Consider the following 20222-nt stretch of genomic DNA (forward strand, 5'->3'; position numbering starts at 1 on the left):
ATTACCTCCTTATCTTAATTAAGCCTCTTCTTCAACTTTAACTAAATGTCTAACCTGCTGTACCATACCTCTGGTAGCTGCATTATCTGGCAATACAACTGTTTTGTTGAGTTTCTTAAGTCCAAGAGCCTCAACTGTTTTTCTATGCTTTGGTACGGCGCCGATTGTAGACTTTACTAATGTAACTTTTAAATTTGCCATTTCAATCTTACCTCCTATGCGCTTGATCGGGCTTCTCGGTTGATTAGCCTAAGATCTCCTCAATTGATTTGCCACGAAGTCTTGCAACATCTTCCGGAGTCTTAACTGCTTTAAGTCCTTCGATTGTAGCAAGTACAACATTCTGTTTGTTGTTGGATCCTAAAGATTTTGTACGGATGTTCTTAACTCCAGCCGCCTCAATTACGGCACGCGCCGGTCCTCCGGCGATAACACCAGTACCTTCCGGAGCCTTCTTAAGAAGTACGGAAGCGCTTCCGAATTTACCAATCACATCGTGTGTTACACTTGAGTTTTCATCAAGAGATACGCTGATCATTTTCTTCATAGCGTCCTCTTTACCTTTACGAATAGCTTCCGGAATTTCAGTAGCTTTTCCTAAACCTGCACCAACATGGCCATTTCCATCACCAACAACTACTAAAGCTGTGAAACGGAAGTTACGACCACCTTTAACAACTTTGGTTACACGCTTGATTGATACCACTTTTTCTACTAATTCCATCTGACTAGCATCAATACGTTCCTGTCTCATCTGTGTTCTCCCTTCCTTAGAAATTCAGACCAGCTTCTCTTGCTGCGTCTGCTAATGCCTTGATTTTACCCTGGTAAATGAATCCGCCTCTATCAAATACAACTTCATCAATACCTTTAGCTTTTGCTCTCTCGGCAATTACTTTTCCAAGGTATGCTGCTGCTTCAACGTCGTTAGTCTTCTCGAGCTCTGCTTTCACTTCTTTCTGAAGAGTGGAAGCGGAAACAAGAGTATTTCCAACAGTATCGTCGATGATCTGTGCATACATATGATTATTACTTCTGAATACAGCTAAACGCGGTCTCTGCGCTGTTCCGCTGAAACGGTTGCGTAATTTCATGTGTTTTTTTCTACGAACTTCGCTTCTAGATTTCTTACTAACCATTTTCACACTCTCCTTATTTATTTCTTACCAGTCTTACCGACTTTACGTCTGATTACTTCATCAGCATACTTGATTCCCTTGCCCTTATATGGCTCCGGTCTTCTCTTATCTCTGATCTCAGCCGCAAACTGTCCAACTTTTTCTTTATCGATACCTTTAACAGTGATCTTGTTCTGTCCCTCAAGTACAGTCTCGATTCCTTCTGGATCGATCATCTCAACTGGATGGGAATAACCAAGGTTCAGTGTCAGTTTATTTCCTGATTTAGCAGCTCTGTAACCTACACCGTTAACCTCAAGAACTTTCTCATATCCGTCTGTTACACCTACAACCATGTTGTTGATCAGTGTTCTTGTCAGACCATGAAGAGATTTCATTTTCTTTAAGTCGCTCGGTCTTGTAACGATTACTTCTTCGCCTTCAACTTTGATTTCCATTTCTACTGGAAGCTCTTTTGTAAGAGTTCCCTTAGGACCTTTTACAGTCACTACATTGTTCTCAGCAACTTCTACAGTTACTCCTGCAGGAATTGCTACAGGCAGTCTTCCTATACGTGACATACCATTATCCTCCTTAACTTAGATTCTCGGAGAAGCTGCGTTGGCTTCTCTGTTTTCAGTTACATTTATAAGGAAGTTCTTTTCGCTAGGCAAGTAGTCTCGCTAGCTCAAAGAACGTACCTTTTATAATGAATCATCCACTCAACTCGATAGATGAGCAGATTTAAGGAAGTTCTTTTCACTAAGCTCGAAAGAACCTCGCTAAGTTCAAAGAACAACCTCGCACTAAGCTCAAACTTCGGCTACGCCTCGTTCTCACTAAGTTGCTTTCGGCTTACCAAACGAAGCAAAGAACCTCTCCGCCTACGCCGAGTTTTCTAGCTTCTTTGTCTGTTACTACACCTTTGTTTGTAGAGATGATTGCTGTTCCGAGTCCGCCAAGTACCTTCGGGATATCCTCTGTATTAGCGTAAACACGAAGTCCCGGTTTGGAGATTCTCTTCAGTCCGGAAATAACTTTCTCGTTCTTGTCAGCACCGTATTTCAGTGTGATGTGAATTGTCTTGAAAGCTCCATCTTCTACAAGGTCATATTTTGCGATATATCCTTCATCAACAAGAATGTTTGCGATAGCAAGTTTCATCTTTGATGCCGGTACATCTACTGTATCATGTTTTGCAGTGTTTGCATTACGGATTCTTGTAAGCATATCTGCAATTGGATCGCTCATAGTCATGTGTGTGATTCCTCCTATGTTATTTCACAGTATATAGTTGCTTTCGTCTTACCAGCTTGCTTTTTTAACACCCGGGATCTGTCCTTTATAAGCCAGTTCGCGGAAGCAGATACGGCAGATACCGTATTTTCTTAAATATGCATGCGGACGACCACAAATTCTGCAACGGCTGTATTCTCTTGTGGAGAACTTTGGTGCACGCTGCTGTTTGATTTTCATTGATGTTTTAGCCATGAATTTCTCTCCTTTTTACTTTGCGAATGGCATATTGAACTGTGTCAATAATTCACGTGCTTCTTCATCAGTCTTGGCTGTTGTAACAAAAATTACATCCATACCTCTGACTTTGTCAATCTTATCGTACTCGATTTCCGGGAAGATAAGCTGCTCCTTGATTCCAAGTGCATAGTTACCTCTTCCGTCAAATGCGTTCGGGTTTACTCCTCTGAAGTCACGTACACGAGGAAGTGAGAGGTTGATCAGACGATCAACGAACTCGTACATTTTCTCTCCTCTTAAAGTAACTTTACATCCGATCGGCATACCCTCTCTGATCTTGAAGTTAGCTACAGAATTCTTTGCTCTTGTTACAACCGCTTTCTGTCCTGCGATTTTCTCCATGTCTGCAATAGCTGACTCCAAAAGTTTAGCATTGTCTTTTGCCTCACCGACACCCATGTTAATTACAACCTTGTCAAGTTTCGGCACTTCCATGATGTTTTTATATCCAAATTTTTTGATCATTGCATCAACGATCTCATTCTGATACTGCTCTTTCAGTCTACTCAAAGTCCTGGACCTCCTTCCTTGAATTAATCAATAACTTCGCCTGTTGCCTTAGCAAAACGAACTTTTTTGTCTCCATCCATCTTGAAGCCTACTCTTGTTGCTTTTCCGTTATGAAGTAACATAACGTTTGACGCATCAATGTAACCTTCCTGATGTACGATTCCGCCGTTCTGGTTTGCCATGCTTGGCTTTGTGTGCTTTGTCAGCATATTGACGCCTTCAACCAGGACTCTTCCGTCTTTTTTATCTACGGCAATAACTTTGCCTTCTTTATCTTTATCTTTTCCGGCGATAACCTTAACCATATCACCTTTTTTAATTTTCATAGTTGACATTCTCAGGCACCTCCTTACAGTACTTCCGGAGCCAGAGAAACGATCTTCATAAAGTGTTTCTCTCTAAGCTCTCTTGCTACTGGTCCAAAAATACGTGTTCCACGTGGGTTCAAATCGTCTTTTATAATAACAGCAGCATTTTCATCGAATCTGATATAGGAACCGTCTTTACGACGAGCGCCTTTTACAGAACGGACAACAACAGCTTTAACGACATCACCTTTTTTAACAACGCCGCCTGGTGTTGCATCTTTAACAGTTGCAACGATCACATCTCCGATGTTGGCGTATCTTCTTGTAGAACCGCCAAGAACACGGATACACAGTAACTCTTTCGCACCTGTGTTGTCTGCTACTTTAAGTCTGCTTTCTTGCTGTATCATGCAGGTAAACCTCCTTCAAATAATTATTTCGCTTTCTCCATGATTTCCACAAGTCTCCATCTCTTGTCCTTGGACAGCGGTCTTGTTTCCATAACTTTTACTGTATCTCCAACTTTACACTCGTTGTTCTCGTCATGAGCTTTGAGTTTGTAAGTTCTCTTTACGATCTTGTTGTAAAGTGGATGTTTTACATGGTCTTCAACAGCAACAACAATCGTTTTGTCCATCTTGTCGCTGACAACCTTACCCGTACGGGTTTTTCTTAAATTTCTCTCTTCCACGGTTGCTGCTCCTTTCACTATGCTCTTTTAGCCTCTGTAATCAGAGTCTGGATACGAGCGATATTCTTTCTTACTTCTTTGATTCTGCTTGTATTATCCAACTGATTTGTTGCGTTCTGGAATCTCAGATTAAAGAGTTCCTTCTTAGCAGCTACTAATTCTTCATTTAATTCCTCTACGGATTTTCCTTTTAACTCGTTTACAAATGTATTAATTTTCACTGTTATCACCGCCTTCTAAGTCTGCGCGAGAAACGATTTTGCATTTGCAAGGTAATTTATGCATTGCAAGTCGAAGTGCCTCTCTAGCTGTTTCCTCTGGTACTCCTGCAATCTCAAACATAACACGGCCTGGTTTAACTACTGCTGCCCAATACTCAACAGTACCTTTTCCACTACCCATACGAGTCTCAGCCGGTTTTGCTGTGATCGGCTTGTCTGGGAAGATTTTGATCCAAACCTTACCACCACGCTTGATGTAACGTGTCATAGCAACACGGGCTGCCTCGATCTGGTTAGAACGAATCCAGCATGGTTCCATAGCTACGATACCATATTCACCGTAAGAAATCTTATTACCTCTAAGAGCCTTACCTTTCATAGTACCACGGAACTGTTTACGACGTTTTACTCTTTTTGGCATTAACATTATCTATCTCTCCCTTCCTTATCTGCTTTAGTCGGAAGAACTTCGCCTTTGTAAATCCAAACCTTTACACCGACTTTTCCGTAAGTTGTATCAGCTTCTGCGAATCCATAATCGATGTCAGCACGAAGTGTCTGCAGCGGAATTGTTCCCTCGCTGTAGAACTCTGTACGAGCCATATCAGCACCGCCAAGACGTCCGGATACGGAAGTCTTAACTCCGAGTGCTCCAGCCTTCATAGTTCTGGACATGCATGATTTCATAGCACGTCTGAAGGAGATACGGTTCTCAAGCTGCTGAGCAATGTTCTCAGCTACAAGCTGTGCATCTTTGTCCGGTCTCTTAACTTCTTTGATGTCAACGATGAGCTTCTTATCTGTGAACTGTGCAAGCTCTGCTTTCACCTTTTCGATCTCGGAACCACCCTTGCCGATTACGACACCAGGCTTAGCTGTATAAACGATGATCTTAACGCGATCGGATGCTCTTTCGATTTCAATCTTAGAGATTCCAGCGCTGTATAATCTCTTCTTTAAAAACTTTCTGATCTCGTGGTCTTCAACCAGATTGTCAGCGAAATCTTTTTCTGCGTACCATTTGGAATCCCAGTCTTTGATAACGCCAACTCTCAGGCCATGAGGATTAACTTTCTGTCCCATATTGTCCTCCTATCTCTCATTGAGCACGATTGTGATGTGGCTCATTCTCTTCTCGATTCTGTAAGCTCTACCCTGTGCTCTAGGTTTGATTCTCTTCATTGTCGGTCCTTTGTTTGCGTAGCATTCCTCGATGTAGAGGTTCTCAACGCTCATACCGTTGTTATTCTCAGCATTTGCGATTGCTGATTTCAGTAACTTCTCTATAACGCTTGAAGCATATCTTGGATTGTATGCTAAAATACCAAGTGCTGTCTGTACATCCTTGCCTCTGATGGCATCAAGAACGAAACATGCCTTCTGAACAGATACTCTTGCGTAAGAAATCTTAGCTGAAGGTCTTGTATCTCTCTGCTCGTTTCTTTCTCTTTTGATTTGGGATCTATGTCCTTTTGCCATGGATGAACCCTCCTTTCAAAATATATGAAAATTATCTAACTTTTGACTTCTTCTCGTCTTTTCCGTGTCCTCTGTAAGTTCTTGTTGCAACGAACTCACCGAGCTTGTGGCCTACCATATCCTCTGTAACATATACAGGCACATGTCTTCTTCCATCATGTACGGCAAATGTATGACCTACAAATGATGGGAAGATTGTAGAACGGCGTGACCATGTCTTTATAACTGTTTTATCACCTGCAGCGTTCATAGCGTCTACTTTTTTAAGTAAGCTTTCGTCTGCAAATGGTCCTTTTTTAAGTGAGCGAGCCATAGGTTCTAACCTCCTTGTGAATCTGATTATTTAATCGCTTTACCATCTCTTCTTCTTACAATCAGCTTGTTAGAAGATTTGTTCTTCTTACGAGTCTTAAGACCAAGTGCCGGTTTACCCCATGGAGTACACGGTCCTGGACGTCCGATACTTGTCTTACCTTCTCCACCTCCGTGTGGATGGTCGTTAGGGTTCATTACGGAACCACGAACTGTAGGTCTGATTCCCATGTGACGCTTACGTCCTGCTTTACCAACATTGATCAGGTTGTGATCACCGTTTCCTACAACACCGATAGATGCGCGGCAAATGATCGGAACCATTCTCATTTCTCCTGAAGGAAGTCTCAGTGTAGCGTACTTTCCTTCTTTCGCCATCAGCTGTGCGCTGTTACCAGCGGAACGAACCAGCTGTCCACCTTTTCCCGGGTACAGCTCGATGTTGTGGATCTGTGTACCAACCGGAATCTCTGAAAGTGGAAGGCAGTTTCCTACTCTAACCTCAGCGTCAGCACCGTTCATAACTGTCATGCCGTCTGTAAGTCCTTCTGGAGCAAGGATGTATGCTTTCTCACCATCTGCGTAGCAGATCAGTGCGATGTTAGCACTTCTATTTGGATCATACTCGATTCCAACAACTGTTGCCGGAATTCCGTCTTTCTTTCTCTTAAAGTCGATAATTCTATATTTCTTCTTAGCTCCGCCGCCACGATGTCTTACTGTGATTTTACCCTGTGCGTTACGGCCAGCTTTTCTCTTCTTGGATTCGAGGAGGGATTTCTCTGGAGTTGTCTTTGTGATCTCTGAGAAATCAGAACCTGTCATCTGTCTTCTGGAAGGTGTATATGGGTTATATGTTTTGATTCCCATTACTGTCTCTCCTTTCGTTTGCTCTGATTATTTGTTTCACGGGTTTGCACCGTATAATGTCTTATTTTTTACAGACCTTCAAAGATTTCAATATCAGCGCTGTCTTCTGTCAGTGCTACTACAGCTTTCTTTGTCTTAGCTGTCTTTCCGAAAGTCATTCCACGTCTTTTGTTCTTACCATCAAGGTTCATTGTGTTGACGCTTTTTACTTTTGTACCGTTGAACATTTTTTCAACAGCTTCTTTGATCTGAGATTTTGTAGCCTCTGTGTGTACAAGGAATGTATATTTCTTGTCAGCCATAAGCTCCATGCTCTTCTCAGTTACAACTGGTTTAAGGATTACATCATAATACTGAATGTTTGCCATTATGCGTACACCTCCTCGATTGCTGCAACAACAGCTTTCGTAGCGATTACTGTGTTGTATTTCAGGATGTCATATACGTTGATTGTGTTTGTATGTGCTGTTTTAACATCCGGGATATTCTTTGCGGAAATCTCAACATTCTTGTTTCCATCTTCAAGAACTACCAGCGCTTTGTTAACGTTCAGGTTGTTCAGTACTGCCTGGAATTTCTTTGTTTTGATTTCGTCGAAATTAAGTTCATCAACAACGATGAATTTGTTCTCTTCTACTCTGGAAGTAAGTGCAGACTTAAGAGCTGCTCTCTTCTCTTTCTTATTCATTTTGAAGGAATAGTCTCTCGGAACTGGAGCGAATACAACTCCACCGCCTGTCCACTGTGGTGATCTTGTTGATCCCTGTCTTGCGTGACCTGTTCCTTTCTGTCTCCATGGTTTTCTTCCGCCACCGGAAACTTCAGAACGTGTCTTGGCTTTCTGTGTTCCCTGACGATTGTTTGCAAGCTGATTTACAACTGCCATGTGTACGAGGTGCTCATTAACTTCAACACCGAATACAGCATCGTTCAGTTCGATTGTATCAACTTCTTTACCTTCGATATTGTAAACAGATACTTTTGCCATCTGTATGTTCCTCCTTTCTTAGCTGTCAGACTAGTTTGCCTTCACTGTCTCTTTGATTGTTACCAGGCATTTCTTTGGTCCCGGTACAGAACCTTTAACGAGGATGAGATTGTTCTCTGCATCAACTCTTACTACTTCAAGATTCTGAACAGTGATCTTCTTGTTACCCATCTGTCCTGGCATCTTCTTACCTTTGAATACCTTACTTGGATCAGATGCTGAACCGTTAGAACCAGCATGACGATGGAACTTGGAACCGTGAGTCATAGGTCCTCTGCTCTGGTTGTGACGCTTGATTGCGCCCTGGAAACCTTTACCTTTTGAAACAGCAGTTGCATCAATCTTGTCTCCTGCTGCAAAGATATCAGCTTTAATTTCCTGAGCAAGTGTATACTCTTCAGCGTTCTCAAATCTGAATTCTTTTACATATCTCTTTCCGGATACGCCTGCTTTGTCAAAATGACCTTTTTCAGCTTTTGTCACACCGTTTCTGTGAGCGATGGACTTCTTTCCACTGTTGTCTTTTGTGACAATCTTTTCTTTCTTGTCAACATATCCAACCTGTACTGCGCTGTAACCGTCATTCTCAACTGTTTTAACCTGTGTTACTACACAAGGACCAGCCTGCAGAACCGTTACCGGAATCAGAACTCCGTCTTCTTCATTGAAGATCTGAGTCATTCCAACTTTTGTAGCTAAGATAGCTTTCTTCATTATAATTACCTCCTGTGATTTACAGCGGAACGCTTTCGCGCTCATCCTAAATTTTAGGAATACTGTTTAAAATTAAGATGTCCTTATTATTTGGACTTCATCTTGATGTCGATAAATACACCAGCTGGCATTTCTAATCTAGAAAGTGCATCAACAGTTTTCTGTGTTGGTGTGATGATATCGATCAGTCTTTTGTGAGTTCTCTGCTCGAACTGCTCTCTGGAATCTTTGTACTTGTGTACAGCTCTCAGAATTGTTACAACTTCCTTCTTAGTCGGAAGTGGTACCGGTCCACTCACCTGTGACCCGTTCTTTTTTACAGTTTCGATGATTTTCTTTGCGGATGCATCAACAAGCTGATGATCATACGCCTTCAATGTGATTCTCATTACTTGACTTGCCATAAAAAAAGTCGCCTCCTTTTCGTACTTTTCACATCAGTACGACAAGCGGTGACTGTACACTCTCCCGTGTGTGTCGTGAGAAACTCACACGTTGTTTCATACTCCTACCCTGGTTATCCCATTGGGGCAAATAGTAATCAGTTTTTGATTCGTACAGTGACTTGTCGCCAGTTTCCTAACTTGACATTCGCTCCACGGAAAACCTGCACCAGCTTATTCATTTGCCGGGCAGCAACCTCGCGCTTCATTGCTATCATGTCACAGCTCTCTTAGTATATCCGAGAGAGCGCAAAATTGCAAGTACTTTTTTTGTTTTTTTTCAAGTACAATCTTTTTCTTCTTTATTCTTGTGTTTTCTCATGTATATATGTTTAATTATTGATTGATTCACTTCCTATTATATTTTCCGTTTCATTCCCTATTATATATAGAAGAAACTCGTTTTATATCATTATTTCCCCCTTTTTATTCAATACATGATGTGTTTAAACCGGATCCCAATTAAGATTCTCATAATTTTTCTTCTCAAATGCTTGACATCACTCTGTTCGAATGATATTATTATCTCGACTTGTAAGACCAAAGGCGGTTTTCCTATTTACCTAGGAGAAACTGTCTTTTTTTATTCGTTTTTACAGGTCAGATACTTCAGTTATCATGCAGTACGCTAACGCCGGATGTTTTCCCCAAGAACATCCCTGCCGCAGCAGTACCGTCAGCGCACAGCCTCTTTGTAGGAATTCCCCAGTTTCGTGTGCAGATGTTTCTGTCTGGTAACTAAAGGATCCTCTCAATTACATACCATAGAAATGACGCCGCCTGCTGGAGTTGCAGATCCAGCAAAGCGGCGTCATTTCCGTTATAATGCATTCTTGTTACTGTTCACACGATGTGCGACCAGTAACGCATTCTTTACTTTTATAAGAGTTTTTCTATCTCCGGAAATGGACTCAGACTCCTTTTCAATATTCCATGAATATATGCGATCACCATTCCATAGTTTGCAATCGGGATTCCCTGATCCTGTGCGCAACTGATCCTGTATTTCATTTCGCGTTCATTCAGCATACACCCTCCACAATGAATGATCATTTTGTATGAACCAAGGTCATCTGGGAATTCTGTTCCTGAAGAAGTCTCTATTATAAGTTCTTTTCCTGTATACTCTTTCAGCCAGCGTGGAATCTTCACCGTACCAATATCATCACACTGTCTGTGATGTGTGCACCCTTCACTGATCAGTACTTTATCACCGTCTTCCAGAATATCCAGTGCCTTTACTCCGTGTACCATTGTTTCCAGATTCCCTTTATATCTTGCAAATAGAATCGAAAAGGAAGTTAATAAGATATCCTTTGGTGTATCTTTTGACACTCTACCAAACACCTGACTGTCTGTAATAACCATCTTCGGCTTTTTTCCAAGTGAAGCTAATGTTCCTGCAAGTTCTGTTTCTTTTACAACAATAGCGGATGCATCTGCATCCAAAATGTCACGAATCGTCTGCTGCTGTGGCAAAATCAGGCGTCCCTTTGGTGCCGCACTGTCAATCGGCACAACAAGTACTACAAAATCGGACGGTTCAAGAAGATCTCCAACAATCTTTCGTTCTTCCTCTTCCTTTCCTTTCAATGCTCCAAGTTCTTCCTTCAGCTCATAAATTCCGCTTTTATCCGCTGCACTTACAAGAAGAATCTTCTCTTTCTCTGTTTTCAAATAACTTGCGGTATTTTCCTGTACCCGCAATCTCTCATCTTCTTGTGTAAACCGTTCACATTTATTCAGTACTATTATATAAGGTATGTTCTTTTTCTGAATCCGCTCTGTTATCTTGAGATCTTCTTCACTGACGCCACACGTTCCATCAATCACAACAACAGCAATGTCTGTCTTATTCAACACCTGATAGCTCTTCTTCACACGAAGTTCACCCAGTTCACCTTCATCATCAATTCCAGGAGTATCCATCATCACAACAGGACCCAACGGAAGAAGTTCCATTGTCTTATAAACCGGATCCGTTGTTGTTCCTTTCACATCAGAAACTACCGCAAGATCCTGTCCTGTTACCGCATTCATCACGCTTGATTTTCCAGCATTGCGCTTACCAAAAAAGCCGATGTGCACTCGTTCGGACACCGGCGTCTGATTCATACCCATATTCTTTTTCCTTTCTTTTGGCGGAGACATGTGGGAATCGAACCCACCCGGGACGTACCACGCCCCACACTGGTTTTGAAGACCAGGAAGCACACCAGTTACTCTTCTGCCTCCATAATGCTTAGACAATTCATCATTGTTCAAGAATGCCTAGGCATTCTTGCTGCGAGGTGCGCGTCATGCAATTGCATGACATACTTCTACTGCGCACCTCTGCAATCCTGCCGGAGGCTATATCAGCTGGGGGATTGACTCCCAGCTGATATATTTATTAAGAAACGGAGCAAACGCCAGCTGATATCTGGTCATCCGCTCCGCCATCTGATTCTATCCTAACAGAATCTTTCTTTCCTGTAAATCACAATTGCTTACATCAGTTCCTCTGCCATCTTCTCGATGTCCGCTTTATTCTGCTCATCCATAGAAGACATAATCTTTACTGAAGTCTCAAGCCATGTGATATTCTTGCTCTTCTCAAACATGCCTCTCATCACTTTACCAGCCATAGAAGCCCAGGATCCGTTCTCAATCAGACCAATTGTCTTATTCTGATAGTTACGCTCTGTCAAGTGCTCGATAAATGTCTTCATGAGCGGGAATACATCTCCGTTATAAGTTGTTGAAGCAAGAACGATCTTACCGTAACGGAACGCATCTTCTACAGCCTCTGCCATATCCTCACGGGCAAGGTCTGTTACTACGACCTTAGGGCATCCTTTTTCTTTCAGCTTCTCAGCAAGAAGTTCAACTGCCTTCTTTGTATTTCCATAAACAGATGTGTACGCGATCATAACACCTTCAGATTCTGTTCCATAAGAAGACCATGTATTATACTGTCCAATGTAGTGCTCCAGATTCTCTGTAAGAACCGGTCCATGCAGCGGGCAGATTGTCTGAATATCCAGTGTTGCTGCAACCTTCAAAAGATTCTGAACCTGTGCTCCGTATTTTCCAACAATTCCGATATAGTAACGGCGTGCTTCGCAATCCCAGTCTTCCTCTACATCAAGCGCTCCGAACTTACCGAATCCATCCGCAGAGAAAAGAACCTTATCCTTGCTATCGTATGTTACCATTACCTCCGGCCAATGTACCATCGGTGCAAATACAAATGTAAGCTCATGTTTTCCAAGTGTCAGTGTATCTTTATTCTTCACTTCCAGCTTGTTCTCGTCTGCAAGTTTCAGGTCACGGAAGAAGTTTCCGATCATTGTAAATGTCTTTGCATTTCCAACCACCTTTATATTCGGATATACTTCCAGAAATTTCTGAATATTTGCTGAATGATCCGGCTCCATGTGCTGAATGATCAGGTAATCAGGTGTTGCTCCATTCAATACATCTGCAATATTCTTCAGCCACTCATCGCCAAAAGCTGCATCCACTGTATCCATAACCGCAATTTTCTCATCATTGATCACATAGGAATTGTAAGCCATGCCATTCGGCACGATATACTGACCCTCGAATAAATCAATGTTGTGATCATTTACACCTACATATAAAATGTCATCTGTAATTCTCATATTATGCTCCTTCTCTGCCGAACTATCAGCAGTCTTTTCATTACCGCTCCCACTGATCTGTGAGCAGCACTTTTTTCGTTACTGTACACTCTCGTGTGAACAGTAACCTTTTTTCTTTTATTACTGAATAGAGTATAGCGCAAACCGCCCTCAGAATCAACGTTCATTCTCATATTCTCGTTTCTTTTTTGGAAACATGATTACTTTTCACTTCCATATCTATCGCTCCACTGTTCAACACAGATTATGCGCATTTTGCCTTGAATCCAAAGATTAGACCATGCACTCATGAAGTTCTTCTCTCTCAATCCCCTTTTCCTGCATTACATGCTTGATCTGTTCTACCGCCTCAAGCGGTGCCGCCCAGGCAAGTCCACAACCGGCCGAGATTACTCTTGGCACCGGAATCAGTCTGCCCGGTACCTCCTCTGCCTTGCACGCTTTTTCCATCGCCATCGCATCCGCAGTTGTGTGAAATGTCACCACAAGTTTTAATTCTTTCTTTCTCATTTATGAGATCTCCTGTTTTCCTCTTATCTTTCTTAAAAAATCACAGATTGCCCAGGCAATACTCATACCTGCCGCAATCCCCAATGCATATAAAAATGTATCTCGTCCATAATTCCATGCCTGATGTAAATTTCCTTCAACAACACTTCTCATACAATAATAAAGCGTGCTTCCTGGAATCAGTGGAATCACCGATGTTACAAAAAATGAAGTCGAAGTACTCCTGCAACTACGCGCAAGTATCTCCGCATATAAGTCGATTCCAAAAGCTGCTGCCAATGTCGGGAAGAACACACCTCCCCAGAATCCTCTGCAGATGATAAATAACAGCCAGCCCAGAAAACCGCCAAGTGCCGCCAATGGAAGGTGTTTCTTCTTCATATGAAACAATATGCCAAATGCAACCGAACCTGCTGCACCTGTAAATAATTGAACAATATACGTCATCAACCAATCCTCCCAATCAGAAATATTGCTCCGATAAATCCAAGTGCAAGCACTGCTGCAAGAAGCATTGCCTCTATAAAACGCATAACCCCAGATATCGTATCTCCAATCAATATATCACGAATTGCATTGGTTGCCATCAATCCCGGGATCAATAACATAATATCACCAATCATAATCTTATCCACGTGCAGAGCCGGAAAAAGCCTCGCCATAACACAAATAAAACATCCCGTAAGAAATGATGCCACAAATTGAAACGTCACTTCATTCATGCAATACTTTCTTATATGTCTCTGTGCCCCCCAGATTAAGATGCCTGCTAATCCGGCCAGTAATGCATCCCAAAGATTTCCTCCATAGAAAAGCGCAAAACTAAAAGCTGCCAGAATACTCCCTGCGAGTTTTCCTGTCTGTGTCGGAACAACTTTGTCAATCTGATTGAAGACTTCCCTGAGTTCTTCAGGAGACATAGGATTCTGGCAAAACTGTCTGCTCAGATTGTTCAATTTCTCCAGCTTCTCGAAATCATTTCCTCCGGTCTTTCGGATTCTCCTTGTCTGAGTTCGTACATTTTCTTCTGGAAATTCCATTGTAATAACAATACTCGATGTGATCACGAACACATTCATCTGTGTTGCACCGCATGCATATCCCATACGGTTCAATGTATCTTCTACACGAAATATCTCCGCCCCGCTTGAAAGCAGCGCATCTCCGATATCAAGAAATACATGCAGATATTTTGTTGAAATATACATGCTGTTATCCTCACACTTTCCTTTTTCTCAACTCTCTTATTATAACCGAAACCAGACAAATAGAAAACATTTTTCATTACTAAAATGCTCCCTTTACCAAATTCACATTCAGTAAAGGGAGCAGGGCTTTTTACTATTTCATTTTACTCGATCACAACAGCAAATCCATCTTCGATTTCTTCTACTGTTGTTTTCTTTCCGTGATCCTTTGCAAATTTCTCCACATTTGTTTTCTGATGTGGTTCTGTCACAAGAACCTTTACCGGACTACTGTCACTTTTAATCGCTTCTGCTGTCAGCATCAATGGTTCTGGACAAGATAATCCTCTTGCATCTACTTCTCTCATAACTATTTTCTCCTTATTTTGCTTCGCTTCTCTTGTTTGTAAATGCGATTACAAAACATACAATAATACAAATAATTGCTGCGATCTTACCTGCTGGCGGAACAGCTCCGGCTACGATCTCACCTGTCTCAGCATTCAGTGCTGTTCCACTTGCTGCCAGACCGAGGTTGTGTGCAAGTGCTCCACCTGCGAACATACCGATCACTGTTACACCTGCATCAGATGAACCCTGACCTGCAAGTACAAGCTGACGCAGCGGGCATCCTCCTGCGAGAACTGCTGCAAATCCTACTGCATACATTCCAAGAATACTCCACAGGTGCTGGGAGTGAGCAATCACTCCAGGTGTATTGAATGCAAGAACAAAATGTCCTGTTGCAACATTGTATACAAGCATAACTGCGAAGAATCCTACAATGATTGTGATCAGGTCAAAGTTCTTCATAAGAATGATATCACGGATACTTCCTGCGAAACACATTCTTGATTTCTGAGCAAATGCTCCAAAGAGAAGTCCACCGATCAGAGAAATAATGATTGGTGCATGCATACTTCCCGGACCTGCTGTACTACTCTTTAAAAGATTTGTTCCAAGTGCAAGTACAAGTACTCCGATCATAAGAAGTGGAAGTACACTTCCGCTCACTTTATTTGTCACATGTGCACGTCCAAGGCTGAAACCTTTCTTCAGTGCAAACACGCCTGTAGCAACACCAAGAGCAAATCCGATCAGTGCTACCCATGCATTCAGATCTCCGGCTGACATACGTATCACCATACGAAGCGGACATCCAAGGAATACAAGTGCTCCGATCACAAGAATCATTCCGAGTACAAAACGTACGATTGTGGAAGATCCTGCTGTTGCACGATATTCTTTTGTCGCAATTGAAATAATAAATGCACCGAGGACGATTCCGATGATTTCCGGTCTTGCATACTGTACCGGTTCTGCGGAATGAAGTCCAAGTGCTCCTGCTGTATCACGTACAAAACACGCAATACAGATTGCCATGTTCGCTGGGTTACCAAAATAAGCAAGTGTTGCTGCCACCAGACCCATTACAACACCGGCGATTCCCAGTTTCTTCTTTGAATCAAACAAATTCATTTCCTTTTCCTCTCTTTCTCTACAACTCTTTTATTGCACGAATTGCAAAATCGACCTCTTCTTCTGTATTGTAATGAGAAAAACTGAATCGGACAGCTCCCTGTTCTACTGTACCGAGTGCTTTGTGCATCAGTGGTGCACAATGTGCTCCCGGTCTGGTCGCAATCCCATAAACTTCATTTAATTCATCACTGACTTCAGAAGAGTCATAATCTCCCAGATTGAAAGTCACGATCGGAGCTCTTTCCTCTGCTGTAAAATCTCCATAGACCTTCACATCCGGGATCTGAGAAATCCCATCATAAAACCTGCGCATCAGATGAAGTTCTTTCTCACGGATCACATCAATTCCTGTACGGTTCAGATAATCAATCGCTGCGCCAAGTCCTGCAATCCCATGCCCATTAAGAGTTCCGGCCTCAAGTGCCGTCGGCATCTGGGACGGATGATGCATGTTATAAGTATCCACGCCACTTCCTCCACACAGAAGCGGACGAATTTCCACACCTTCCCTAACATAAAGCCCTCCGGTTCCCTGCGGTCCAAGCAGACCTTTATGTCCTGTGAAGCACAATACATCAACCCCAAGTTCCTGCACATCAATTGGATAAACACCTGCTGTCTGAGAAGCATCCACAACAAACAAAATATGCTTTTTCGATGCAATCTGTCCTACCCGTTTCAGATTGATCATATTTCCTGTCAGATTCGAAGCATGCGTACACACAATTGCTTTTGTCTTTTCCCGCACTGCATTCTCCATCTCTTCATATGACAGATTTCCCTTTTCGTCACAGTTTAGAATTGTAAGCTCTACTCCCTGTTCCTGACACCAATACAGCGGACGCAATACTGAATTATGTTCCAGCACTGTTGTGATCACATGATCGCCCGGTTGAAATAAACCTTTTAATGCAATATTAAGACTCTCTGTAGAATTTGCAGTAAATGCAATTCTTGTCGGACTTTCTGCATTGAAAAAATCTGCAAGCTTTTCCCTTACTGCATAGATACTTCTCGAAGCATCGAGTGCAGCTTCTGTTCCGCCTCTCCCTGCATTTCCCATATGCTCGAGAGCATAGAGAATCGCCTCTTTTACTTCTTCCGGTTTCTGCAATGTAGTTGCCGCATTATCCATGTAGATCATAGGGCTTCTCTTCCTTTCTGTATGTGTTTATATCGTTTACTTTTCAGATACAAATCACTAGTTATAGTATACTTCTCTTTTCTGTTTCCGTCTAATAGGAATCCGTAATGGATCTGCCCTATTTATAGGCTTTTTCTATAAATAGGGTGTGTTATTTGCATTCACCTATCCCTGTATTTTCTTTCTTCAAATACATTCTCTTTATCATCTTTATAAAACGCTCTGCTGCCGGAAGCAACGGATATTCTGCATCATAGACAAGGTTGATCATTCTCTTTCCACCTTGACTGCCCAGTGGAAAAGCCAGAAGTGTTCCATTTTTCAATTCCTCTTCTGCCGCAAGTTTAGACAAAATCGTAACTCCCATCCCTTTACTTACAGATCTTTTGATTGTCTCCTGATTCTCCATCAATGCTGCAAGCTTCAGTTTCTTCATATCAATCCCTTGTTCTGCCAGCATTTTTTCTGCTTCTTTCTTTGTTCCGGATCCTTCTTCTCTTAAGATCACCGGCTCGTCCATGATCCAATCCGCCAATATTTGTCCACCACAAAGCTTTTCAACAAATTTCTCATTTGCCGGAGTAAGCACAACTAATTCGTCTTCATAAAATGGAAGATATTTACAGTTTCCTTTCTCAATCACGGTTCCTGTAAATCCAATATCAATATGATGGGAAAGAATCATATCGATAACTCCTTTACTGTCTGTCTCAAAAAGCTTCAATTTTTCACCAGGATATTCTGCATGAAATGTAGACATTACATTTGGAAGAATATATTGCGCCGGTACGGTTGAAGCACCAATACGAAGTACATTTCCCTCCGGTTTTATTTCTTTTCCAAACCGTCCTTTTATTGTCTTTTCGATTTCAAGCATTTGTACCGCATAAGCATAAAGCTCTTTTCCACTCTCTGACAGCTCAACTCCTCTTGTATTTCTTATAAGAAAACAGGTATTCAGTTCTTTTTCTAATGCAGACACATGTGCACTGATAGTTGGCTGCGTAAGGAATAACTGCTTTGCCGCTTCCGAAAAACTTTTTGTTTCTGCTACTTTCACAAACGCTTCCAGTTGTTTTAAGTTCATTCACTCTCCCCTTACTTTCCTCTGATTTGTTCTCTTTGCAATTTATTTCCTGCGGAGCGTTCTGTCTGTGCACCTTCTTTTGCTGTAAATCCGATTCGATCTGTATATTCAAAAATCAATCTGGCATTTTTTCTGCTTGTCTGAAATACTTCTTTCACCTGACTCAGTGTAATCACTTTAGATACAGATAACATACGGCTTACTTCTGTTCTAATTTTAAACGTAATCGCTGTTGTTGTATAAACACTCTCACAAACCTCTGTAATTTCGTTTTCTTCCTGCATATAATTCAGAATTTCCATCAATTCATCCTGACTTTGTATTCCACTTTTCTTTTTCGTTTTTCTTGCTGACTCAAAAAATGTTTCCAATTCCACTTTGTTCAAAAAGAAAACTTTATTCTCATCTGATTGACTGGCAAAGATTTCTCTTAATTTAGAAACTTCTTCCGTCTCTTTTACTTTATATCCCTCCGGAGAAATCAGCTCTATACTAGAATTTTCCTGTTGCAACCTTATACAACCGACATTTCCATGTTCCTCCAATAGTATAAGACATTTCTGAATTTCCCGATTCTGTTCCTTTTTCCCTTTGCTGATCTGATTGAAAAGAACTGTCTTTGGCATTCCTCTTCGATATGGATGAGCAGACAACCAGCTTTCCAATTCATCCATAATTCTCTTTTCTAAAGAAATCTGTTCCTGCAGGCTCTTTTCTTGGTCTGGGATTTCCTTTGAACACTTATTTTCTTGATTCCAAAGATTGTTTTCCAACAGTTCCAGTCTTTGTAAAACCCCATCATGATATTTTCGCTCTTTTTTTTCTCCCATTTCAAGGATAATTCCTCCACCGATTGTCTCGAGTGGTGAATAAAATCGGACAATAAACCTGTCCCCTGGACAAAACGCAGCAGGTTCTTCTAACCTTAATTGGACATAGGCTGATTCCCCCGGCTCAATTTTCTCACAGGACAACGGAACTGCTCTGCACAGAACTTCTGTTGTTCCGCTATAAAAATGTAATCGAGTCTGATGTTCAATACTTCTTTTACTTTGTGGAAGAAGTGTCAGTTTTGCATTCACATAGCGGCTGACTTTCATACTTCCTTCCGGTGCGATCACATTTCCTCGATACACAAACTTCCCATCACTGCTCTGTCTTCGGTCTGTCTGAACCAGGTTCAGTGCGCTTCGCTGACCTGCTTCACAAGCTTCTGCCTCCTGCTCATGCACCTGAACTCCACGAACTCTGCACGAAGTTTGTTGTGGATAGATCATCACCCGATCTCCCGAATGAATTTTCCCGTCAAGAAGTGTTCCCGTCACAACTGTTCCGCTTCCTTTAATTGAAAATACTCTGTCCACAGGAAGTCTTGGAAATGCAGGGATTTTCCACATTTCTTTCTGCTTTTTTACACATTTCAGGATTTGACTTCTTAATTCTTCTATTCCAGCTCCTGATTTTGCTGAAACACGTACAATGTCCACATTATATTCCAGCTTATCTTCTACCTGATCATTTCTCTGACCTACTGTAAGCAACTGTTGCATTTCTTCACAGATCTGCTGTTCTACCATCTCCAGCCATTCCTCATCCACAAGGTCACATTTATTCAAAACAACAAGGATATTCTCAACACCCAGAAGGCGTAAAATTGCCAGATGTTCCCTTGTCTGTGGCATAATCCCCTCATCTGCTGCAATTACAAGAAGAACAAGGTCCATTCCTACCACACCTGCAGTCATATTAGAGATAAATTTCTCATGCCCGGGAACATCAATGATTCCGACACGCTCTCCGTCTGTCAAATCCATCCATGTAAACCCTAGATCAATTGTGATTCCACGTGCTTTCTCTTCTTTCAGACGGTCTGTATCTCTTCCCGTTAATGCCTTGATCAGTGTCGTCTTACCATGATCGATATGTCCGGCAGTTCCGATGATCACATGTCTTTCCATCTAATGCAGTCCCTTTC

At 41.8% G+C, this 20222-nt stretch carries 30 protein-coding genes and 1 tRNA gene; all 31 read right to left on the reverse strand.

Annotated features, from left to right (window positions below):
- Nucleotides 1-18: 18 nt before the first annotated feature.
- A complete protein-coding gene (gene rpmD / locus LI162_RS00895) occupies nucleotides 19-201 on the reverse strand; it encodes a 50S ribosomal protein L30 (RefSeq protein WP_015528289.1) in 183 nt (60 codons plus the stop codon).
- A 43-nt stretch (nucleotides 202-244) separates the two neighbouring features.
- Entirely contained in the window at nucleotides 245-754 is a 510-nt protein-coding gene (rpsE, locus tag LI162_RS00900; protein ID WP_015528290.1) for a 30S ribosomal protein S5, read from the reverse strand.
- Nucleotides 755-770: 16 nt separating this feature from the next.
- Complete coding sequence (gene rplR / locus LI162_RS00905; RefSeq protein WP_015528291.1) at nucleotides 771-1139, reverse strand: 50S ribosomal protein L18; 369 nt, start codon at nucleotides 1137-1139, stop codon at nucleotides 771-773.
- A 17-nt stretch (nucleotides 1140-1156) separates the two neighbouring features.
- Entirely contained in the window at nucleotides 1157-1699 is a 543-nt protein-coding gene (rplF, locus tag LI162_RS00910; RefSeq protein WP_054751546.1) for a 50S ribosomal protein L6, read from the reverse strand.
- 274 nt (nucleotides 1700-1973) lie between these two features.
- On the reverse strand, nucleotides 1974-2375 hold the full coding sequence (gene rpsH / locus LI162_RS00915) for a 30S ribosomal protein S8 (RefSeq protein ID WP_015528293.1): 402 nt from the start codon (nucleotides 2373-2375) through the stop codon (nucleotides 1974-1976).
- 48 nt (nucleotides 2376-2423) lie between these two features.
- Nucleotides 2424-2609, reverse strand: coding sequence for a type Z 30S ribosomal protein S14 (locus LI162_RS00920; RefSeq protein ID WP_005613006.1), 186 nt, complete (start codon nucleotides 2607-2609; stop codon nucleotides 2424-2426).
- 15 nt (nucleotides 2610-2624) lie between these two features.
- The gene (rplE, locus tag LI162_RS00925; protein WP_020435987.1) at nucleotides 2625-3164 is read right to left on the reverse strand and encodes a 50S ribosomal protein L5; all 540 of its coding nucleotides are present in this window, start codon (nucleotides 3162-3164) and stop codon (nucleotides 2625-2627) included.
- 23 nt (nucleotides 3165-3187) lie between these two features.
- Entirely contained in the window at nucleotides 3188-3499 is a 312-nt protein-coding gene (gene rplX / locus LI162_RS00930) for a 50S ribosomal protein L24 (RefSeq protein ID WP_015528294.1), read from the reverse strand.
- Between the two features lie 14 nt (nucleotides 3500-3513).
- Nucleotides 3514-3882: a 50S ribosomal protein L14 gene (gene rplN / locus LI162_RS00935; protein ID WP_015528295.1), complete on the reverse strand. Its 369-nt coding sequence runs from the start codon at nucleotides 3880-3882 to the stop codon at nucleotides 3514-3516.
- A gap of 23 nt (nucleotides 3883-3905) precedes the next feature.
- Nucleotides 3906-4163, reverse strand: coding sequence for a 30S ribosomal protein S17 (gene rpsQ, locus LI162_RS00940; RefSeq protein ID WP_054751807.1), 258 nt, complete (start codon nucleotides 4161-4163; stop codon nucleotides 3906-3908).
- 17 nt (nucleotides 4164-4180) lie between these two features.
- Nucleotides 4181-4384, reverse strand: a complete 204-nt coding sequence (gene rpmC, locus LI162_RS00945; protein WP_054751544.1) for a 50S ribosomal protein L29 — start codon at nucleotides 4382-4384, stop codon at nucleotides 4181-4183.
- A complete protein-coding gene (rplP, locus tag LI162_RS00950; RefSeq protein WP_005612996.1) occupies nucleotides 4374-4811 on the reverse strand; it encodes a 50S ribosomal protein L16 in 438 nt (145 codons plus the stop codon). The genes rpmC and rplP overlap by 11 nt, the downstream gene beginning before the upstream one ends.
- Nucleotides 4811-5467, reverse strand: a complete 657-nt coding sequence (gene rpsC, locus LI162_RS00955) for a 30S ribosomal protein S3 (protein WP_015528296.1) — start codon at nucleotides 5465-5467, stop codon at nucleotides 4811-4813. The genes rplP and rpsC overlap by 1 nt, the downstream gene beginning before the upstream one ends.
- A gap of 9 nt (nucleotides 5468-5476) precedes the next feature.
- The gene (gene rplV, locus LI162_RS00960) at nucleotides 5477-5863 is read right to left on the reverse strand and encodes a 50S ribosomal protein L22 (protein WP_015528297.1); all 387 of its coding nucleotides are present in this window, start codon (nucleotides 5861-5863) and stop codon (nucleotides 5477-5479) included.
- A 31-nt stretch (nucleotides 5864-5894) separates the two neighbouring features.
- Complete coding sequence (rpsS, locus tag LI162_RS00965; protein WP_015528298.1) at nucleotides 5895-6176, reverse strand: 30S ribosomal protein S19; 282 nt, start codon at nucleotides 6174-6176, stop codon at nucleotides 5895-5897.
- Between the two features lie 26 nt (nucleotides 6177-6202).
- A complete protein-coding gene (gene rplB / locus LI162_RS00970) occupies nucleotides 6203-7045 on the reverse strand; it encodes a 50S ribosomal protein L2 (protein WP_117824826.1) in 843 nt (280 codons plus the stop codon).
- 68 nt (nucleotides 7046-7113) lie between these two features.
- Complete coding sequence (gene rplW, locus LI162_RS00975; protein ID WP_005612991.1) at nucleotides 7114-7413, reverse strand: 50S ribosomal protein L23; 300 nt, start codon at nucleotides 7411-7413, stop codon at nucleotides 7114-7116.
- On the reverse strand, nucleotides 7413-8033 hold the full coding sequence (gene rplD, locus LI162_RS00980; protein ID WP_015528300.1) for a 50S ribosomal protein L4: 621 nt from the start codon (nucleotides 8031-8033) through the stop codon (nucleotides 7413-7415). The genes rplW and rplD overlap by 1 nt, the downstream gene beginning before the upstream one ends.
- 30 nt (nucleotides 8034-8063) lie before the next feature.
- On the reverse strand, nucleotides 8064-8747 hold the full coding sequence (gene rplC / locus LI162_RS00985) for a 50S ribosomal protein L3 (RefSeq protein ID WP_015528301.1): 684 nt from the start codon (nucleotides 8745-8747) through the stop codon (nucleotides 8064-8066).
- Nucleotides 8748-8833: 86 nt separating this feature from the next.
- Nucleotides 8834-9151 (reverse strand): 30S ribosomal protein S10, encoded by a 318-nt coding sequence (gene rpsJ / locus LI162_RS00990; RefSeq protein WP_005612986.1) that lies wholly within the window; start codon nucleotides 9149-9151, stop codon nucleotides 8834-8836.
- 918 nt (nucleotides 9152-10069) lie between these two features.
- Nucleotides 10070-11311 (reverse strand): [FeFe] hydrogenase H-cluster maturation GTPase HydF, encoded by a 1242-nt coding sequence (gene hydF, locus LI162_RS00995; protein WP_055157590.1) that lies wholly within the window; start codon nucleotides 11309-11311, stop codon nucleotides 10070-10072.
- An 18-nt stretch (nucleotides 11312-11329) separates the two neighbouring features.
- Nucleotides 11330-11425: transfer RNA gene (locus tag LI162_RS01000), tRNA-Sec, on the reverse strand.
- Nucleotides 11426-11679: 254 nt separating this feature from the next.
- On the reverse strand, nucleotides 11680-12837 hold the full coding sequence (locus LI162_RS01005) for an FprA family A-type flavoprotein (protein ID WP_227155480.1): 1158 nt from the start codon (nucleotides 12835-12837) through the stop codon (nucleotides 11680-11682).
- Between the two features lie 273 nt (nucleotides 12838-13110).
- Nucleotides 13111-13347, reverse strand: coding sequence for a DUF3343 domain-containing protein (locus LI162_RS01010; protein WP_015528306.1), 237 nt, complete (start codon nucleotides 13345-13347; stop codon nucleotides 13111-13113).
- Nucleotides 13348-13794 carry a threonine/serine exporter family protein gene (locus LI162_RS01015; RefSeq protein WP_020436431.1) on the reverse strand — a complete coding sequence of 149 codons (447 nt, stop codon included), beginning with the start codon at nucleotides 13792-13794 and terminating at the stop codon, nucleotides 13348-13350.
- On the reverse strand, nucleotides 13794-14555 hold the full coding sequence (locus LI162_RS01020) for a threonine/serine exporter family protein (protein WP_227155482.1): 762 nt from the start codon (nucleotides 14553-14555) through the stop codon (nucleotides 13794-13796). The genes LI162_RS01015 and LI162_RS01020 overlap by 1 nt, the downstream gene beginning before the upstream one ends.
- A 143-nt stretch (nucleotides 14556-14698) precedes the next feature.
- Complete coding sequence (locus LI162_RS01025) at nucleotides 14699-14902, reverse strand: sulfurtransferase TusA family protein (protein ID WP_117497832.1); 204 nt, start codon at nucleotides 14900-14902, stop codon at nucleotides 14699-14701.
- Between the two features lie 13 nt (nucleotides 14903-14915).
- Nucleotides 14916-16013, reverse strand: a complete 1098-nt coding sequence (gene yedE, locus LI162_RS01030; protein ID WP_227155484.1) for a YedE family putative selenium transporter — start codon at nucleotides 16011-16013, stop codon at nucleotides 14916-14918.
- A 19-nt stretch (nucleotides 16014-16032) separates the two neighbouring features.
- Nucleotides 16033-17160 carry an aminotransferase class V-fold PLP-dependent enzyme gene (locus LI162_RS01035; RefSeq protein ID WP_227155486.1) on the reverse strand — a complete coding sequence of 376 codons (1128 nt, stop codon included), beginning with the start codon at nucleotides 17158-17160 and terminating at the stop codon, nucleotides 16033-16035.
- 151 nt (nucleotides 17161-17311) lie between these two features.
- On the reverse strand, nucleotides 17312-18247 hold the full coding sequence (locus LI162_RS01040; protein ID WP_054751530.1) for a selenium metabolism-associated LysR family transcriptional regulator: 936 nt from the start codon (nucleotides 18245-18247) through the stop codon (nucleotides 17312-17314).
- An 11-nt stretch (nucleotides 18248-18258) separates the two neighbouring features.
- Nucleotides 18259-20205 carry a selenocysteine-specific translation elongation factor gene (selB, locus tag LI162_RS01045; RefSeq protein ID WP_227155488.1) on the reverse strand — a complete coding sequence of 649 codons (1947 nt, stop codon included), beginning with the start codon at nucleotides 20203-20205 and terminating at the stop codon, nucleotides 18259-18261.
- Between the last annotated feature and the right edge of the window lie 17 nt (nucleotides 20206-20222).

This window comes from Mediterraneibacter sp. 210702-DFI.3.120 (assembly GCF_020561005.1).
GTDB lineage: Bacteria > Bacillota > Clostridia > Lachnospirales > Lachnospiraceae > Mediterraneibacter > Mediterraneibacter faecis.

Excerpts from the sequence above, each read along its gene's own strand:
- rpmD (WP_015528289.1), bottom strand. The coding sequence starts at position 201 with ATGGCAAATTTAAAAGTTACATTAGTAAAGTCTACAATCGGCGCCGTA.
- rpsE (WP_015528290.1), bottom strand. The coding sequence starts at position 754 with ATGAGACAGGAACGTATTGATGCTAGTCAGATGGAATTAGTAGAAAAA.
- rplR (WP_015528291.1), bottom strand. The coding sequence starts at position 1,139 with ATGGTTAGTAAGAAATCTAGAAGCGAAGTTCGTAGAAAAAAACACATG.
- rplF (WP_054751546.1), bottom strand. The coding sequence starts at position 1,699 with ATGTCACGTATAGGAAGACTGCCTGTAGCAATTCCTGCAGGAGTAACT.
- rpsH (WP_015528293.1), bottom strand. The coding sequence starts at position 2,375 with ATGACTATGAGCGATCCAATTGCAGATATGCTTACAAGAATCCGTAAT.
- LI162_RS00920 (WP_005613006.1), bottom strand. The coding sequence starts at position 2,609 with ATGGCTAAAACATCAATGAAAATCAAACAGCAGCGTGCACCAAAGTTC.
- rplX (WP_015528294.1), bottom strand. The coding sequence starts at position 3,499 with ATGTCAACTATGAAAATTAAAAAAGGTGATATGGTTAAGGTTATCGCC.
- rplN (WP_015528295.1), bottom strand. The coding sequence starts at position 3,882 with ATGATACAGCAAGAAAGCAGACTTAAAGTAGCAGACAACACAGGTGCG.
- rplP (WP_005612996.1), bottom strand. The coding sequence starts at position 4,811 with ATGTTAATGCCAAAAAGAGTAAAACGTCGTAAACAGTTCCGTGGTACT.
- rpsC (WP_015528296.1), bottom strand. The coding sequence starts at position 5,467 with ATGGGACAGAAAGTTAATCCTCATGGCCTGAGAGTTGGCGTTATCAAA.
- rplV (WP_015528297.1), bottom strand. The coding sequence starts at position 5,863 with ATGGCAAAAGGACATAGATCCCAAATCAAAAGAGAAAGAAACGAGCAG.
- rpsS (WP_015528298.1), bottom strand. The coding sequence starts at position 6,176 with ATGGCTCGCTCACTTAAAAAAGGACCATTTGCAGACGAAAGCTTACTT.
- rplB (WP_117824826.1), bottom strand. The coding sequence starts at position 7,045 with ATGGGAATCAAAACATATAACCCATATACACCTTCCAGAAGACAGATG.
- rplW (WP_005612991.1), bottom strand. The coding sequence starts at position 7,413 with ATGGCAAACATTCAGTATTATGATGTAATCCTTAAACCAGTTGTAACT.
- rplD (WP_015528300.1), bottom strand. The coding sequence starts at position 8,033 with ATGGCAAAAGTATCTGTTTACAATATCGAAGGTAAAGAAGTTGATACA.
- rplC (WP_015528301.1), bottom strand. The coding sequence starts at position 8,747 with ATGAAGAAAGCTATCTTAGCTACAAAAGTTGGAATGACTCAGATCTTC.
- rpsJ (WP_005612986.1), bottom strand. The coding sequence starts at position 9,151 with ATGGCAAGTCAAGTAATGAGAATCACATTGAAGGCGTATGATCATCAG.
- hydF (WP_055157590.1), bottom strand. The coding sequence starts at position 11,311 with ATGGGTATGAATCAGACGCCGGTGTCCGAACGAGTGCACATCGGCTTT.
- LI162_RS01005 (WP_227155480.1), bottom strand. The coding sequence starts at position 12,837 with ATGAGAATTACAGATGACATTTTATATGTAGGTGTAAATGATCACAAC.
- LI162_RS01010 (WP_015528306.1), bottom strand. The coding sequence starts at position 13,347 with ATGAGAAAGAAAGAATTAAAACTTGTGGTGACATTTCACACAACTGCG.
- LI162_RS01015 (WP_020436431.1), bottom strand. The coding sequence starts at position 13,794 with ATGACGTATATTGTTCAATTATTTACAGGTGCAGCAGGTTCGGTTGCA.
- LI162_RS01020 (WP_227155482.1), bottom strand. The coding sequence starts at position 14,555 with ATGTATATTTCAACAAAATATCTGCATGTATTTCTTGATATCGGAGAT.
- LI162_RS01025 (WP_117497832.1), bottom strand. The coding sequence starts at position 14,902 with ATGAGAGAAGTAGATGCAAGAGGATTATCTTGTCCAGAACCATTGATG.
- yedE (WP_227155484.1), bottom strand. The coding sequence starts at position 16,013 with ATGAATTTGTTTGATTCAAAGAAGAAACTGGGAATCGCCGGTGTTGTA.
- LI162_RS01035 (WP_227155486.1), bottom strand. The coding sequence starts at position 17,160 with ATGATCTACATGGATAATGCGGCAACTACATTGCAGAAACCGGAAGAA.
- LI162_RS01040 (WP_054751530.1), bottom strand. The coding sequence starts at position 18,247 with ATGAACTTAAAACAACTGGAAGCGTTTGTGAAAGTAGCAGAAACAAAA.
- selB (WP_227155488.1), bottom strand. The coding sequence starts at position 20,205 with ATGGAAAGACATGTGATCATCGGAACTGCCGGACATATCGATCATGGT.